Here is a 12,646-nt window from a genome sequence, read left to right on the forward strand (position 1 = left end):
GAGCGGCCTTACTTGAGCGTCACATCCAGCATCGGCGGAATGAACCCGTAGTCATATTCGGCGACCACGAATGTCTGCTGCCCTTTGATCTTGATGCCGACGGTCGGTGCCTCGGTGCCGCCGATGCGCATCTGTTTACCGTCTTCGCCGGCAGGTACGCTGTCGATGAAGGAGGTCACCAGGCCGTTGGGCATCACGCAGTGCGAGTAGGTCTGGAAGGGCTGGGAAGAGGGGTTGCCCAGCACCAGGCCAGAACCGTTCAGCGGCACGTAAGGGCCGAACAGCGAGTCCGCGACGAAACCGTAGACCCCGTCGGGCCCGGTGACGCCGTCGGCGTAGGTGAAGGTGTGGCTGATGGTGAACAGGTAATACTTGCCGTCCTGGAACACGAAGTGCGGGCGTTCGGTCTGGTCGTTGACGCCTACCGCGGTGAGCAGCGGCGGCAGCATTTCCCAGTCGTCGCCGTCTTCGTCACGGGCCACGGCGATGCCGACGCAGGCGGTCTGGTAGCGCGAGTTGCCGACGTCTTCATGACCCGGCGGCACGTCGCCGATTTCTGCTTTGCCCACCTTGTGCGAGCCGCGCTCGCCGGCCACGTTGCCCTCGAACAGCATGTACAGCTTGCCGTCTTTGGGGTCGCGGAACGGCCACGGATCGCGGAAGCCCCAGAAGGCGTTCTGCGCTTCGGTCTGGTACATCTTGCCGTCGGCCTCGAACAGCGGCTTGACCTTCTCGAAGCCCACCAGGCTGACGCCATGCTCGGTGGTCACCACGCGGCCACGCACCTTGACGATGGTCGCGCCGGGTGTGACGGCGGTGTAGTACAGGTCGATTTCACCTTGCTCGTTCAACAGGATCGGCGTGCCGGCCCATTCGCGCGCGGTCGGCGAAACGCCCTCAGCCATGACCCGGCCGCCGAGTTTCCAGTCCTTGCCGGTGCGGGAGAACCAGTAGTACATCTTTGCCCGACCGTGGCGGTCATTCCAGTCGCGGGTGATGTCGTAGTTACCGTTCTGATCGAGGTATTGCGGGTCGTTCGGGTGACGATCCGCGGTCAGGGTGAAGATCACCGACCAGCCGTCGACGGAGGTGATATTGCCGTCGAGGTCACGCAGCGGCATGGTGTCCCAGATAAACACTTTATCGCTCAGCACCGGGAAGTCGGCGCTGACCAGTGGCTGGGTCGTGGTGGGATCGTCCGCGTGCACTTTCAGCGCATCGGCGCGGGTCCACAGGCTGGGTTGATGGGGTGCTTTGCCAAATGTATCAGTGGTGCTTTTCATAGGGTAAACCTCGTCCATGAAGGTTGGTTGAATACTGTATTTATATACAGTTACTTCACTTTATAAGGGTCCTTCCCTCGGGTCAAGCAAAAAAATGCATTTATGCATAATCGAGGTTTTTGTCGAAGCTGATTCGTTTCACCAAGGGAGATAGCCCCAAGATCGTCACTGCGAATTGGGGCAGCTCGTCCATTAATTGGCCTGACGCACCTGCTCATGCCGATGCTGGTTGCACTGCCAGCGCCAGGCATCGGCCAGCATGCTTTCCAGTGAGTGACGCGCCTGCCAGCCCAGCTCTTCGAGTGATTTTCGCGGGTCGGCCCAGCAGCAGGCGATATCCCCTGGCCGGCGCGCTTCGAAGGTCATGGGTATGTGCACACCGGTGACTTTTTCGAAAGCCTTGATCACCTCCAGCACCGAATACCCACGCCCCGTTCCCAGGTTCCACACACTGATACCACGCCGCTCGCGCAGCGCTTCGAGCGCGCAGGTATGGCCCTGCGCCAAGTCGACGACATGGATGTAATCGCGAACGCCGGTGCCGTCCGGGGTCGGGTAGTCCCGGCCGTAAACCGACAATGCCTGACGTTCGCCGCTGGCAACTTGCAGCAAATAGGGCAGCAGATTATTCGGTGTACTGGTCGGCGCTTCGCCGAGCAAGCCGGAGGCGTGGGCGCCGATGGGGTTGAAGTAGCGCAGCAGGCCTATCGACCAGCGCGGGTCGGAGCCGGCCACGCTTTTCATCACGTTTTCACACATCAATTTGGACATGCCGTACGGGTTGGTCGGTTGCCCGGTGGTGCACGTCTCGCTGATGGGCATGCGCGTGCAGTCGCCGTACACGGTGGCCGATGAACTGAACACCAGGCGGAACACACCCGCCTGCGCCATGGCCTGGCAAAGCACCACGCTGCCGCCGACATTGGTGTCGTAATAGCGCAACGGCTCACGCACGCTTTCGCCGACGGCTTTCAATCCAGCGCAGTGCACCACCGCGTCGATCGGGTAGTCGCGCAACAGCGTGTCGAGCAAACGCCGGTTGCGCACATCGCCGTAGACAAATCCTGGTGGCCTGCCAGCCAGGGTGCTGATGCGCTCGATGGCCGAGCGCTCGCTGTTGCACAAGTTATCCAGGATCAACACGTCTTCGCCACGCCCCATCCATTGCACCGCGACATGCGCACCGATGTATCCCGCACCGCCCGTTATCAAAATCATGCGCCTGCCCTCAATCGTCCCGGCGTCTGCCTGACGCCCTGTTGCCAAGGTGGTCAGCCGTGGTGGCGGCTGACTGTTAAACCGGTAGGGGGTGTTTTTTGGCGGGAGTTCAAACCGGTTGACTGACTGGTATGTGCAGTTCATCGGCTTCGCAGAATCTTCTTCTGAACGCCCCGTGACGGCCACGCTTCCAACCTTCAAGAGCCGTACAGCCTGATTGAACGCTGTCGCGCACTTGCCGTATCGATCGGATATGGCCAAGGGGCTCGATGCTTGAGCCGTCATCTTTTCGCTTGATAAGGACGTTGATATGAACCTTGCAGAACAGCCTGAACAGTTTGCTGCGCTGAGTGCGCAACGCCTCATGGAATCCCCGACCCCGGCGCGGCCCACCCTGGTGTGCCTGTCCCATTTACGCTGGGGTTTCGTTTACCAGCGCCCGCAGCATGTGATGTCGCGCCTGGCGAAAGACTACGACGTGATCTTCTTCGAAGAACCAGTGGTGGCCGGTGACGAGCCGCCCCGGCTTGAGGCGTCGAGCCCGGCAGACGGTATTCAGGTGCTGGTGCCGCGCCTGCCCGAAGGCATGAGTGCCCAGGCGATCAACGAAGCGCAGCGCCAGTTGCTCGACGAGCGCCTGGCCCAGCGCTTGCCCGGCGATCTTCTGCTCTGGTATTTCACCCCGATGAGCCTGGCGTTCACCGACCATCTCCACGCGCAGGTCACGGTGTTCGACTGCATGGATGAGTTGTCCGCGTTCCTGGGCGCACCCGCTCAACTGGTGGACATGGAGCGGCTGCTGATGACCAAAGCTGATGTGGTATTTACCGGCGGAGTGAGCTTATGGGAGGTCAAGCAGCGCCAGCATGGCAATGCGCATCCGGTGCCCAGCAGCGTCGACATCGCGCATTTCGCCCAGGCACGTGACACCGTGGCCGAGCCTGCGGACCAGGCCGCGATTGCGCGGCCACGCCTGGGCTTTTTCGGGGTGATCGATGAACGCTTCGACATCGAATTGGTGGACGAGCTGGCGGCGCTGCGGCCGGACTGGCAGATCGTACTGGTGGGGCCGGTGGTCAAAATTGACCCGCAAACACTGCCACGTCGGCCCAATATCCATTACCTGGGGGCGCGGCAATACGCCGAACTGCCGGCGTACCTGAGCGGCTGGGACGTGGCGCTGATGCCTTTCGCGCTCAACGCGTCCACCCGCTTTATCAGCCCCACCAAGACGCCTGAATACCTGGCGGGCGGCTGCCCCGTGGTGTCCACGCCGATTCGCGATGTGGTCAACGGCTATGGCAGCAGTGGCGCTGTGTTCATCGCCGACACGCCGCAGGCCTTTGTCAGTGCCATCGAAGGCGCGCTGCACCTCAAAGGCACGCCCGACTTTCTGAAGCGTGTCGATGCCGCCCTCGAAGGCATGTCGTGGGACAACACCAGCCGTTTCATGAAGGAGCAGATCGAATGCCTCAGATAAATCTTGAAGCCGCCATGTCCGGACCGTCCTGCCAACCGGCGCGCACTACCTATGACTACCTGATCGTCGGTGCCGGGTTTGCCGGCAGCGTGATGGCCGAGCGCCTGGCCGAAGGGCTGGGCCGCCACGTGCTTTTGATCGACCGGCGCGCCCATGTGGCCGGCAACGCCTACGATCATTACGACGCAGCGGGGGTGCTGGTGCACCGCTACGGTCCGCACATTTTCCACACCAACGCCCAGCGCATTGTCGATTACCTGTCACGCTTCACCGAGTGGCGGCCCTACGAGCACCGTGTGCTGGCGAAGGTGGATGGGCAGTTGGTGCCGATTCCCATCAACCTCACCACGCTCAATACGCTGTATGGTCTGTCGATGACGCCTGAGCAAGCCGAAGTGTTCCTGGCCGAACGGGCCGAACCGGTGGCGACGATTCGCACGTCCGAAGACGTGGTGGTCAATCAGATCGGGCGAACGCTGTACGAGCAGTTTTTCCGTGGCTATACGCGCAAGCAATGGGGCCTGGATCCGTCCGAGCTGGACAAGTCGGTGACCTCGCGCATTCCCACCCGCACCCATGCCGACGATCGCTATTTCATCGACACCTTCCAGATGATGCCCCGCGACGGCTATACGCGCCTGTTCGAGCGGATGCTCGATCACCCGCGCATTGACGTGCTGCTCAACACCGACTTCAAGGCCGTGCGCGATGCCGTCAAGTTCAAGCACATCATCTATTGCGGGCCGATCGACGAGTACTTCGACTTCCAGCTGGGCCGCTTGCCCTATCGCTCGCTGCGCTTCGAACACCAGACCCTCGAACAGGAACGCTATCAACCAGTGGCAGTGGTCAACTTTCCCGACGAGCAGGTGCCCTATACCCGCATCACCGAGTACAAGCACCTGACTGGCCAGGAGCACCCGTGCACCAGCGTCAGTTACGAATTTCCCTGCGATGAAGGTGACCCTTATTACCCGGTGCCACGCCCCGAAAACGCCGAGTTGTACAAACGCTACAAGGCGCTGGCCCAGCAGACGCCAAATGTGACGTTCCTCGGCCGCCTGGGCACCTACAAGTATTACAACATGGACCAGGTCGTCGGCCAGGCGCTGGCGTTGTACCGCGATATCGAGGCCGCAAGCAGCGAAGTCGCCCTTGAAGCGGGGCTCGAAGCTCCATGAACGCACAAACACAGGGAGGGCCAAGCGCGCAGATCAGTCTGTTCGACAGCTTCGTGATGGCCGGTTACGAATGTTCCAGCCAGCGCCGTCAGGACGGCCAGCGCCTGGACCTGCTGGAAAGCACCGGCCACGCGCGTTGGGTGGACAAGGACTACCGGCAACTGGCGGGCCTGAACGTGCGCTGTGCCCGCGACGGTTTGCGCTGGCACCTGATCGAACGCAGCCCTGGCCGCTACGACTGGAGCAGCTTCCTGCCGATGCTCAGGGCCGCGCGTGAGCACTCGCTGCAAGTGATATGGGACCTGTGTCATTACGGCTATCCCGATGACCTGGACATCTGGCGCCCGTCATTCATCGATCGCTTCGCCCGCTTTGCCGGCGCGGTGGCGAAGCTGATGACCGATGAAGGCATCCAGCGGCCGTTCTACTCGCCGGTCAACGAAATATCGTTCTGGAGCTGGGCGGGGGGTGACGTCGGTTATTTCAACCCGAACGCACGCGGGCGAGGGCAGGAGCTCAAGCACCAGTTGGTGCGTGCCAGCATCGCGGCAATCGAGGCGATTCGCGAGCGTGCGCCCGCTGCGCGTTTCGTGCAGTGCGACCCGTTGATCCACGTGGTGTCAGCGTCGCGTCGCAGCGAAGAGATTGATCACGCCGAACGTTATCGGCTGGCTCAATTCGAAGCGTGGGACTTGTTGACCGGGCGGCAATGGCCGGGCCTGGGCGGGCAGGAGCATTACCTGGACATCATCGGCGCCAATTTCTACCCGCACAACCAATGGTATTTCCAGGGAGATCGCATCATGCGCGGGGCGCCTGATTACCGTCCGCTGGCCGGGATGCTCAAGGAGCTGCACCAGCGCTATCAGCGGCCTGTGCTGATTTCCGAAACCGGCGCCGAGGATCAAGCGCGTGTGCCCTGGTTGAGCTACGTCGTGGAGCAGGTACTGACAGCGCTCAAACGAGGGGTTCCGGTGCAGGGCATCTGCTGGTATCCCTTTCTCGACTACCCCGGCTGGGATGACGGCCGTTACTGCCCCACCGGGGTGTTCGGCTACCCGGACGGAGAGGGCGAGCGCGCGTCCTTTCATCCCTTGCATGTGCAACTTCAGGCGGTGCCCGAACGCGTGCGGGCGTGTTGGCGCGAGCTGGATCGGTTGCGATCGGCGAGGCAACGGCCATGATCCTGCGGCGCTTGCGCGATGAGCCGCTGCCGGCAACCGCCAGCGCGTTCTTATGGCGCTATGTCAGGGTGCGTCCGCTGCATTTCAGCGCCATGTTGTCGTTGGTGATCGGTGCGGCCTGCTGCGCGGTAGCGGTGCAGTACGGCATGAAGTTGCTGGTGGACGCGATGGCCGGCGATTCGCAGGCAGGCCAGGTGTGGCGCGCCTTCAGCCTGTTCATCGGGCTGATCGTGGTAGAAAACGTGCTGTGGCGGCTCGGTGGCTGGGTGGGCTGCTACACCGTGGTCGGAAGTTGCGCCGACCTGCGCGTGGACCTGTTCCACCACCTGACCGGGCACCCGATGCGCTATTTCAACCGACACTTTGCCGGCTCGCTGGCCAATCGGGTGTCGGCGGCGGCCACGGCTGCCAATACCGTCTACGGTGGCCTGGCCTGGCGCATCGTGCCGCCCTGCGTGGATTTTCTCGGTGCCGTCGTGGTGCTGTTTGCCGTGCGTGGTTCCATGGCGCTGGCCTTGATCGTGTGCGTGTTGCTGGTGGCGGCGTTGATCACCGTGGTCGGCGTGCGCGGCCGCCACCGGCATATCGCCTTCGCTTCACAGTCGGCGCGTGTCGGTGGCGAGATTGTGGATCAGGTGTCGAATGTCTGGACGATCAAGGCGTTTTCCGGCCGCGAACGCGAACGCCTCAGGCTCGAGCGCGAGATCGGCGTCGAGGCGGGGGCGCATCGGCGTAGCTGGATCTATCTGGAAAAGGCGCGCGTGCTGCATGACGTGTGCCTGTCCATCATGGCGGGGTCGATGCTGGGCTGGGCCATCCTGCTGTGGCGCCAGGGCCAGGTCACGGCGGGCGATGTGGTGATGGTCAGCGCGTTGACGTTTCGTATTCTCCATGGCTCGCGCGACCTGGCGCTTGCCCTGGTGGAGGCCACTCAACAGATGGGCGTCATCGCCGAAACCCTGGGGATCATCGCCCAGCCCCATGAACTCAGCGATGCGCCGCAAGAGCTGGCCCCCACCCGCGGCAGCATCCGCTTGCTCGACGTCAGCTATGCCCACCCCGGTGGGCGCTCGGTGTTCAGGCATTTTTTCCTGGAGATTCCGGCCGGCCAGAGCGTTGGTATTGTCGGCACCTCGGGCTCGGGCAAGTCCACGCTGCTGGGCTTGCTGCAGCGCCTGGATGACGTGCAAAGCGGCGTGATCCTGATCGACGATCGCGACATCCGCTCGGTCAGCCAGGACAGCTTGCGTCGGCAAATTGCCGTGGTGCCCCAGGAACCGGCGCTGTTCAATCGCAGCATTCTGGAAAACATCGGCTACGGCCAGCCCCACGCGACCGAGCAGCAGATCATTGAAGCGGCCCGCCGCGCCTTCTGCGACGAGTTCGTGCAGGCGCTGCCCGCGGGCTATCAGACGCTGGTGGGGGAGCGCGGCGTGACGCTTTCCGGCGGGCAGCGACAACGCCTGGGGCTGGCGCGGGCGTTCCTCAAGGCCGCGCCGGTTCTGATCCTCGACGAAGCGACGTCCGCGCTGGATTCGGATTCCGAAGCCGTCATCCAGCGCGCGCTCACCGACCTGATGCGTGGCAGAACGGTGCTTGCGGTGGCTCACCGACTGTCCACGGTTGCCCACTTCGACCGGGTGCTGGTGCTGGAGCATGGCGAGATCGTGCAAGACGGTTCCCCCGATGAACTGCGCCGCCGTCCCGGACGTTTCCGCACGCTCTGGCAGCGCCAGGCAATGCTGCGCTCTGATGCTGATGCAGCAGGCTGTGCCGTTGATCGGCCTGCGCCGTTTGCCGAACGAACTGCCGAGAATGGCCCCGGCTCGAACCGTACATAGCCCTGGAGGAGAGCCTCGAGAACGGCTGATCGATTTGGACGAATATTAAGGAGATTTTCCATGGTCGAGATTCAAACCTTTACCCGCCAGACACTGGACACGCTGTTGGCGCTGGCCGATCGCACCAACCTGAGTGTCTACATGCCCGTTCAGCAAACATTCCCCGAGCGCGCGCAAAATCCGATTCGCCTGAAGAACCTCATCAAAGACCTGGAAGCCAGCTTGGCGCAGCAGTCGCCCGAGGCCCAGACGCTGCTGGCGCCGTTCCATGACCTGGTGGCCGACACCGAGTTCTGGAACACCTGCCCACCCGCGCTGGCGATCTTCGGCGGCGCCGAGCACTTCATCGTGGTGGGGTTGCAGCAGCCGGTTCAAGAGATCGCCATGGTCAACCGTCACCCGTACCTGCGGCCGTTGCTGCGCCAGGCGCCGACCACCGAGCGCTACCAGGCGCTGTGCCTGACCCGCGACAGTGTGCAGGTGTTCGAGGGCACCGCGCAGGCGCTGCAAGAGGTTGAGCTGCCGCAGGCGGTTCCCACTTCCCAAACCCAGGCGCTTGGCGAGGAACTGACCCCGCGCAATCAGCAAGGCCACCCGGACGGCTTCAGCGGGGCAGGCGAGCGCGGCGACCCGATGATGCATGAGTCTGGCGGCGGCGGTAAGCAGGATGAAGTGAACCTGGACCGTGAACGCTTTTTCCGTGCCGTCGACAAGGCGATTACCGAGCATTGTTCGCGCGTCTGCCAATTACCCCTGGTGCTGGTGGCGCTGCCTGAGAACCAGGCCGTGTTCCGGGCGGTCAGCCACAACCCGTTCCTGGTGGCCGAGGGCGTACGCATCGATCCCGCCACGCTCTCGCCAACTCAATTGGCACACGCCTGCACGGAAGTACTGAGCCAGCGCCGCGACGACGCGTTGAATGCAGCGCTTGACCGTTTTGGTATCGCGGTGGGGCAACGGCTTAACGCGTCGCGGTTGCCGGACATTGAACGCGCGGCGCAGGAAGGCCGCGTGGCGTTGTTGCTGGTGGAAGCCGACGCTTATGCCGGGGTGGGGACACAGGTGGTACACGACCATGCGGTGAATGAGGATGCGGCACTGGACGAGCTGATCCTGGCCGTTATCCGCCAGGGCGGCGAGATCGTGGTGGTGCCCACCGAACGTTCGATGCCCTCCGACAGCCGCGCGGCCGCCGTATTGCGGTACTGAGCCAGCCACCGGCAGTTCGACTCGACAGGAGCGCAACGATGGAAAAAAGCCAAAAAGAGATGGAAATCCAGGCCTGGCACCTATTGCTCGAAGATGACAGCTACCGCCTGGACTGGCCCGACGACTTCTATCAGACGCTCATCAACCGTGCCGATGAGCTGGTGCTGCGTGAAATCATCAGCCTTGAGGAATGGCAGCGGCTCAAGGACGCGGCGGACGCGGTGCATGCACAAACGCTGCAGAACCTGGCGGCACTGCGACGTGACCGTGTCGACACCGTGGCCATCGACCTGTGCATCGAGGCTGGGCAGTCGACGACGACGTCGAAGTAGCCCGGCCGTCGGCCGTCCATCAAGGAACCTGATATGCGTGTGCATCATTTGAACTGCGGATGTATGTGCCCCCTGGGCGGGGCGTTGTTCGACGGCTACAGCCGTGGGTGGACGGCCTCGGTGGTATGCCATTGCCTGCTGATCGAGACGCACGCCAATGGCTTGATCCTGGTGGACACCGGGTTCGGCCAGCAGGATGTCGAACACCCTGAACGCCTGAGCCGTTTCTTCCGCACGTTCAACAACATCCAGCTGGAGCATCGTTTCACCGCACTCGAGCAACTGCGGCAGTTGGGGTTCAAGCCTGAGGACGTGCGTCACATAGTGCTGACGCACCTGGACTTCGATCACGCCGGCGGGCTGCAGGATTTTCCCAAGGCGCGCGTGCACGTCATGCATCAGGAACTCAATCACGCGACGTTGGCCAGCGACTGGATTGAACGACGGCGCTTCCTGCCCGCGCAATGGCGCGACGTTGCGGACTGGCAGCTGTATGCACCCCATGGCGATACCTGGTTCGGTTTCGATTCGGTGCGAGCAGTGGTCGGCGTCGAGCAGGAAGACATTCTGCTGGTGCCGCTTCGCGGGCATACAGCTGGCCACGCCGGTGTCGCTATTCGCACCGCCGAAGGCTGGACGCTTCATGCTGGCGATGCGTACTTTCACCATGACGAAGTTCACTTGCCCAAGCGCCGCTGTCCACCCGGTATGCGTTTCTACCAGAGCATGATGGACACCGATCGCCAGGCGCGTCTGCATAATCAACAGCGGTTGCGCCAGTTGGTCGCCGAGAGCGGCAAGACGGTGACGGTATTCTGCAGCCATGACGCACGCGAACTGAAACAAGCGCTGAGTGCTGGCATTAATGAGCATTAAAGTGTTTGGGCTATAACCGCGCCGCGAGGTAAGTAACGTAGCCGGCTATTAAGTTTAAGTGTGTGCGCGCAACAACAATACACGTCATTCTTAACGTAGAGAGCCCCGTTAACAAGACGTGCGGCAGGAAGTGTAACTTAGCGGTAGAAAGTCTGCACTTGATCAGCGGCGTTCGCACACCGATCGGCGAGTTCCTGGTATGGAGGGGCAGCGAGGCTGCCCCTCCCACGCATCACTCAAGAACCCGATTTGCGGCCGCCGCCGTGGCTGTGTTGACCGCCTTTACGGCCTGCTTCAGAGGCTTTTTCACGGTCATTGGCGAAGTTCCCGCCTGACGCTTGGCCACCTTTCTTGCCTGCTTCGGATGCTTTTTCGCGATCGTTGGCAAAGTTACCTGGGTTTTTATTACCTGTGGTCATGACAATTCTCCAGTCGCTCAGTTAGCGTTTCGTTAGTTGCCCGTTATGGCAACGGACACTTATTCCGATAGCGGCGCCATGAGAAATGTTTTATTGATTTTTATAAGCGGCGACGAGCGGTAGTTATTCACTAAAAGTTGTACAAAGGTGTGGTCATAACGCCGCTTCGTATAAGTTTTCACTCGCTGATTCGATAGCGGGTAAGTTCATTCGCACCATTCGTCTTTTTCGTCGCACTTGGAAAACAGCGACGGTTCCAACGAAGTTCCTATCCTGTACACGGGAGACTGCTGCGATGAACCATGACCCCACCAACACCCAGAACCAGCCACTCGACAATCCCAACGACGACGGTTGTGTGATCGGTACCGCCGGACGCGACGAAGACCCCAACGCAACCACCGACTGGAACCACCCCGATACCCATGCGGATGGTGCTGTGGCCACCCCCGTGCCGCCTAACGGCACACCTGAAATCGACGCCGTTCCCGATCTGGATGATGCGGCTGCTGACTGAGCCGCAAGTCCCAGCGGCGCCGTTTCGCTTGTCATGGGGCGGTTAACCGCTGGTCGTGATGGGCGAATTTTTTTTGAAATTTTTCAACCACCGTCCGCTTCACATAAAGGGTAGGCGCGCATTCCGAGATGCCGCCCCTTTTAAGAAAGCCTGAGGAGATTTGTTCATGTTTCTACATAACAAGCGACTTCAATACACCGTACGTGTCGCCGAGCCCAACCCAGGCCTGGCCAACCTTTTGCTTGAACAGTTTGGCGGCGCTCAAGGTGAGTTGGCGGCCGCGTCCCGCTACTTTACCCAAGCCTTGTCCGAGGACGATCCAGGGCGCAAAGACCTGTTGATGGACATCGCCACCGAGGAACTCAGTCACCTGGAAATCGTTGGCTCGATCATCGTGATGCTCAACAAGGGCGCCAAGGGGCGCATGGCCGAAGGCGTGGAGGAGGAGGGCGAGCTGTATCGCTCACTCAATGGCGCTGGCAATGACTCCCACATCACCAGCCTGCTGTACGGTGCCGGTGCGCCATTGATCAACTCTGCCGGGGTACCGTGGACTGCGGCCTACATCGACACCATCGGTGAGCCCACCGCGGACATGCGCTCCAACATTGCGGCCGAAGCGCGCGCCAAGATCGTCTATGAGCGGCTGATGAACGTCACCGACGATCCCGGTGTGAAGGATGCCCTCGGGTTTCTGATGACCCGGGAAATCGCGCATCAGATTTCCTTTGAAAAGGCGCTGCATTCGATTCAACCGAATTTCCCCCAAGGCAAGCTGCCGGGCAAACCGGAGTTCACCCAGGTGTACTACAACATGTCCCAGGGCGCGGGCAATATGCGGGGCCCTTGGAACCAGGGCGATGAATGGGAGTTTGTGGAGAACCCGCAACCTGCGGTCGACGGCGGCGATGGCATGGCCAGCGTGCAGTTGAGCCCTGACGACGAAGCGCTGCTGAGCGCGATGAAAATCCGCACGCTCTCCGACCCTACCAGCGACCCGACCACAGGCGCCGATCTGGGCGCGGGCCTTCAGCCCAAGCCTGATCTCTGATTCGCGGCAACCGCACGCCCACGGGCGTGCGGTTCTATTTATTGGCTTAAGAGGA

The 12,646-nt window shown here is 61.7% G+C and carries 12 protein-coding genes; 9 read left to right on the forward strand and 3 right to left on the reverse strand.

The window, feature by feature from the left end; genetic code table 11:
• Positions 1–8: 8 nt before the first annotated feature.
• Entirely contained in the window at positions 9–1,283 is a 1,275-nt protein-coding gene (locus tag QF045_RS12980; RefSeq protein WP_306492531.1) for a glycoside hydrolase family 68 protein, read from the reverse strand.
• A gap of 192 nt (positions 1,284–1,475) precedes the next feature.
• A complete protein-coding gene (galE, locus tag QF045_RS12985) occupies positions 1,476–2,501 on the reverse strand; it encodes a UDP-glucose 4-epimerase GalE (protein ID WP_306492532.1) in 1,026 nt (341 codons plus the stop codon).
• 364 nt (positions 2,502–2,865) lie between these two features.
• Here galE and QF045_RS12990 point away from each other — a divergent pair, with 364 nt between their 5' ends.
• From QF045_RS12990 to QF045_RS13020, 7 genes are read left to right on the forward strand one after another with little or no spacing between them, the layout of a single operon-like run.
• Positions 2,866–3,981 (forward strand): glycosyltransferase family 1 protein, encoded by a 1,116-nt coding sequence (locus QF045_RS12990; protein ID WP_306494888.1) that lies wholly within the window; start codon positions 2,866–2,868, stop codon positions 3,979–3,981.
• Positions 3,969–5,162, forward strand: a complete 1,194-nt coding sequence (gene glf / locus QF045_RS12995; protein WP_373424440.1) for a UDP-galactopyranose mutase — start codon at positions 3,969–3,971, stop codon at positions 5,160–5,162. Before QF045_RS12990 ends, glf begins: the two co-directional genes overlap by 13 nt.
• On the forward strand, positions 5,159–6,346 hold the full coding sequence (locus tag QF045_RS13000; RefSeq protein ID WP_306492533.1) for a beta-glucosidase: 1,188 nt from the start codon (positions 5,159–5,161) through the stop codon (positions 6,344–6,346). The genes glf and QF045_RS13000 overlap by 4 nt, the downstream gene beginning before the upstream one ends.
• On the forward strand, positions 6,343–8,187 hold the full coding sequence (locus tag QF045_RS13005; RefSeq protein WP_306492534.1) for an ABC transporter ATP-binding protein: 1,845 nt from the start codon (positions 6,343–6,345) through the stop codon (positions 8,185–8,187). Before QF045_RS13000 ends, QF045_RS13005 begins: the two co-directional genes overlap by 4 nt.
• 60 nt (positions 8,188–8,247) lie before the next feature.
• Positions 8,248–9,396, forward strand: a complete 1,149-nt coding sequence (locus QF045_RS13010; protein ID WP_306492535.1) for a hypothetical protein — start codon at positions 8,248–8,250, stop codon at positions 9,394–9,396.
• A gap of 38 nt (positions 9,397–9,434) precedes the next feature.
• Positions 9,435–9,728: a hypothetical protein gene (locus QF045_RS13015; protein WP_306492536.1), complete on the forward strand. Its 294-nt coding sequence runs from the start codon at positions 9,435–9,437 to the stop codon at positions 9,726–9,728.
• Between the two features lie 33 nt (positions 9,729–9,761).
• Positions 9,762–10,604: an MBL fold metallo-hydrolase gene (locus QF045_RS13020; RefSeq protein ID WP_306492537.1), complete on the forward strand. Its 843-nt coding sequence runs from the start codon at positions 9,762–9,764 to the stop codon at positions 10,602–10,604.
• A 236-nt stretch (positions 10,605–10,840) separates the two neighbouring features.
• On the opposite strand, the gene QF045_RS13025 is transcribed toward QF045_RS13020, so the two are convergent.
• The gene (locus QF045_RS13025) at positions 10,841–11,023 is read right to left on the reverse strand and encodes a general stress protein (protein ID WP_003190457.1); all 183 of its coding nucleotides are present in this window, start codon (positions 11,021–11,023) and stop codon (positions 10,841–10,843) included.
• 295 nt (positions 11,024–11,318) lie between these two features.
• Here QF045_RS13025 and QF045_RS13030 point away from each other — a divergent pair, with 295 nt between their 5' ends.
• Both QF045_RS13030 and QF045_RS13035 read left to right on the forward strand, forming a co-directional pair.
• On the forward strand, positions 11,319–11,540 hold the full coding sequence (locus QF045_RS13030; protein ID WP_306492538.1) for a hypothetical protein: 222 nt from the start codon (positions 11,319–11,321) through the stop codon (positions 11,538–11,540).
• Between the two features lie 166 nt (positions 11,541–11,706).
• Positions 11,707–12,591, forward strand: a complete 885-nt coding sequence (locus tag QF045_RS13035) for a manganese catalase family protein (protein ID WP_306492539.1) — start codon at positions 11,707–11,709, stop codon at positions 12,589–12,591.
• The last annotated feature ends 55 nt before the right edge of the window (positions 12,592–12,646 follow it).

Source organism: Pseudomonas sp. W4I3, assembly GCF_030816195.1.
Lineage (GTDB): Bacteria > Pseudomonadota > Gammaproteobacteria > Pseudomonadales > Pseudomonadaceae > Aquipseudomonas.

What these genes read in the sequence shown, in the direction of transcription:
- QF045_RS12980 (WP_306492531.1), bottom strand. Translation starts at nt 1,283, where the DNA reads ATGAAAAGCACCACTGATACATTTGGCAAAGCACCCCATCAACCCAGC.
- galE (WP_306492532.1), bottom strand. Translation starts at nt 2,501, where the DNA reads ATGATTTTGATAACGGGCGGTGCGGGATACATCGGTGCGCATGTCGCG.
- QF045_RS12990 (WP_306494888.1), top strand. Translation starts at nt 2,866, where the DNA reads ATGGAATCCCCGACCCCGGCGCGGCCCACCCTGGTGTGCCTGTCCCAT.
- glf (WP_373424440.1), top strand. Translation starts at nt 3,969, where the DNA reads ATGCCTCAGATAAATCTTGAAGCCGCCATGTCCGGACCGTCCTGCCAA.
- QF045_RS13000 (WP_306492533.1), top strand. Translation starts at nt 5,159, where the DNA reads ATGAACGCACAAACACAGGGAGGGCCAAGCGCGCAGATCAGTCTGTTC.
- QF045_RS13005 (WP_306492534.1), top strand. Translation starts at nt 6,343, where the DNA reads ATGATCCTGCGGCGCTTGCGCGATGAGCCGCTGCCGGCAACCGCCAGC.
- QF045_RS13010 (WP_306492535.1), top strand. Translation starts at nt 8,248, where the DNA reads ATGGTCGAGATTCAAACCTTTACCCGCCAGACACTGGACACGCTGTTG.
- QF045_RS13015 (WP_306492536.1), top strand. Translation starts at nt 9,435, where the DNA reads ATGGAAAAAAGCCAAAAAGAGATGGAAATCCAGGCCTGGCACCTATTG.
- QF045_RS13020 (WP_306492537.1), top strand. Translation starts at nt 9,762, where the DNA reads ATGCGTGTGCATCATTTGAACTGCGGATGTATGTGCCCCCTGGGCGGG.
- QF045_RS13025 (WP_003190457.1), bottom strand. Translation starts at nt 11,023, where the DNA reads ATGACCACAGGTAATAAAAACCCAGGTAACTTTGCCAACGATCGCGAA.
- QF045_RS13030 (WP_306492538.1), top strand. Translation starts at nt 11,319, where the DNA reads ATGAACCATGACCCCACCAACACCCAGAACCAGCCACTCGACAATCCC.
- QF045_RS13035 (WP_306492539.1), top strand. Translation starts at nt 11,707, where the DNA reads ATGTTTCTACATAACAAGCGACTTCAATACACCGTACGTGTCGCCGAG.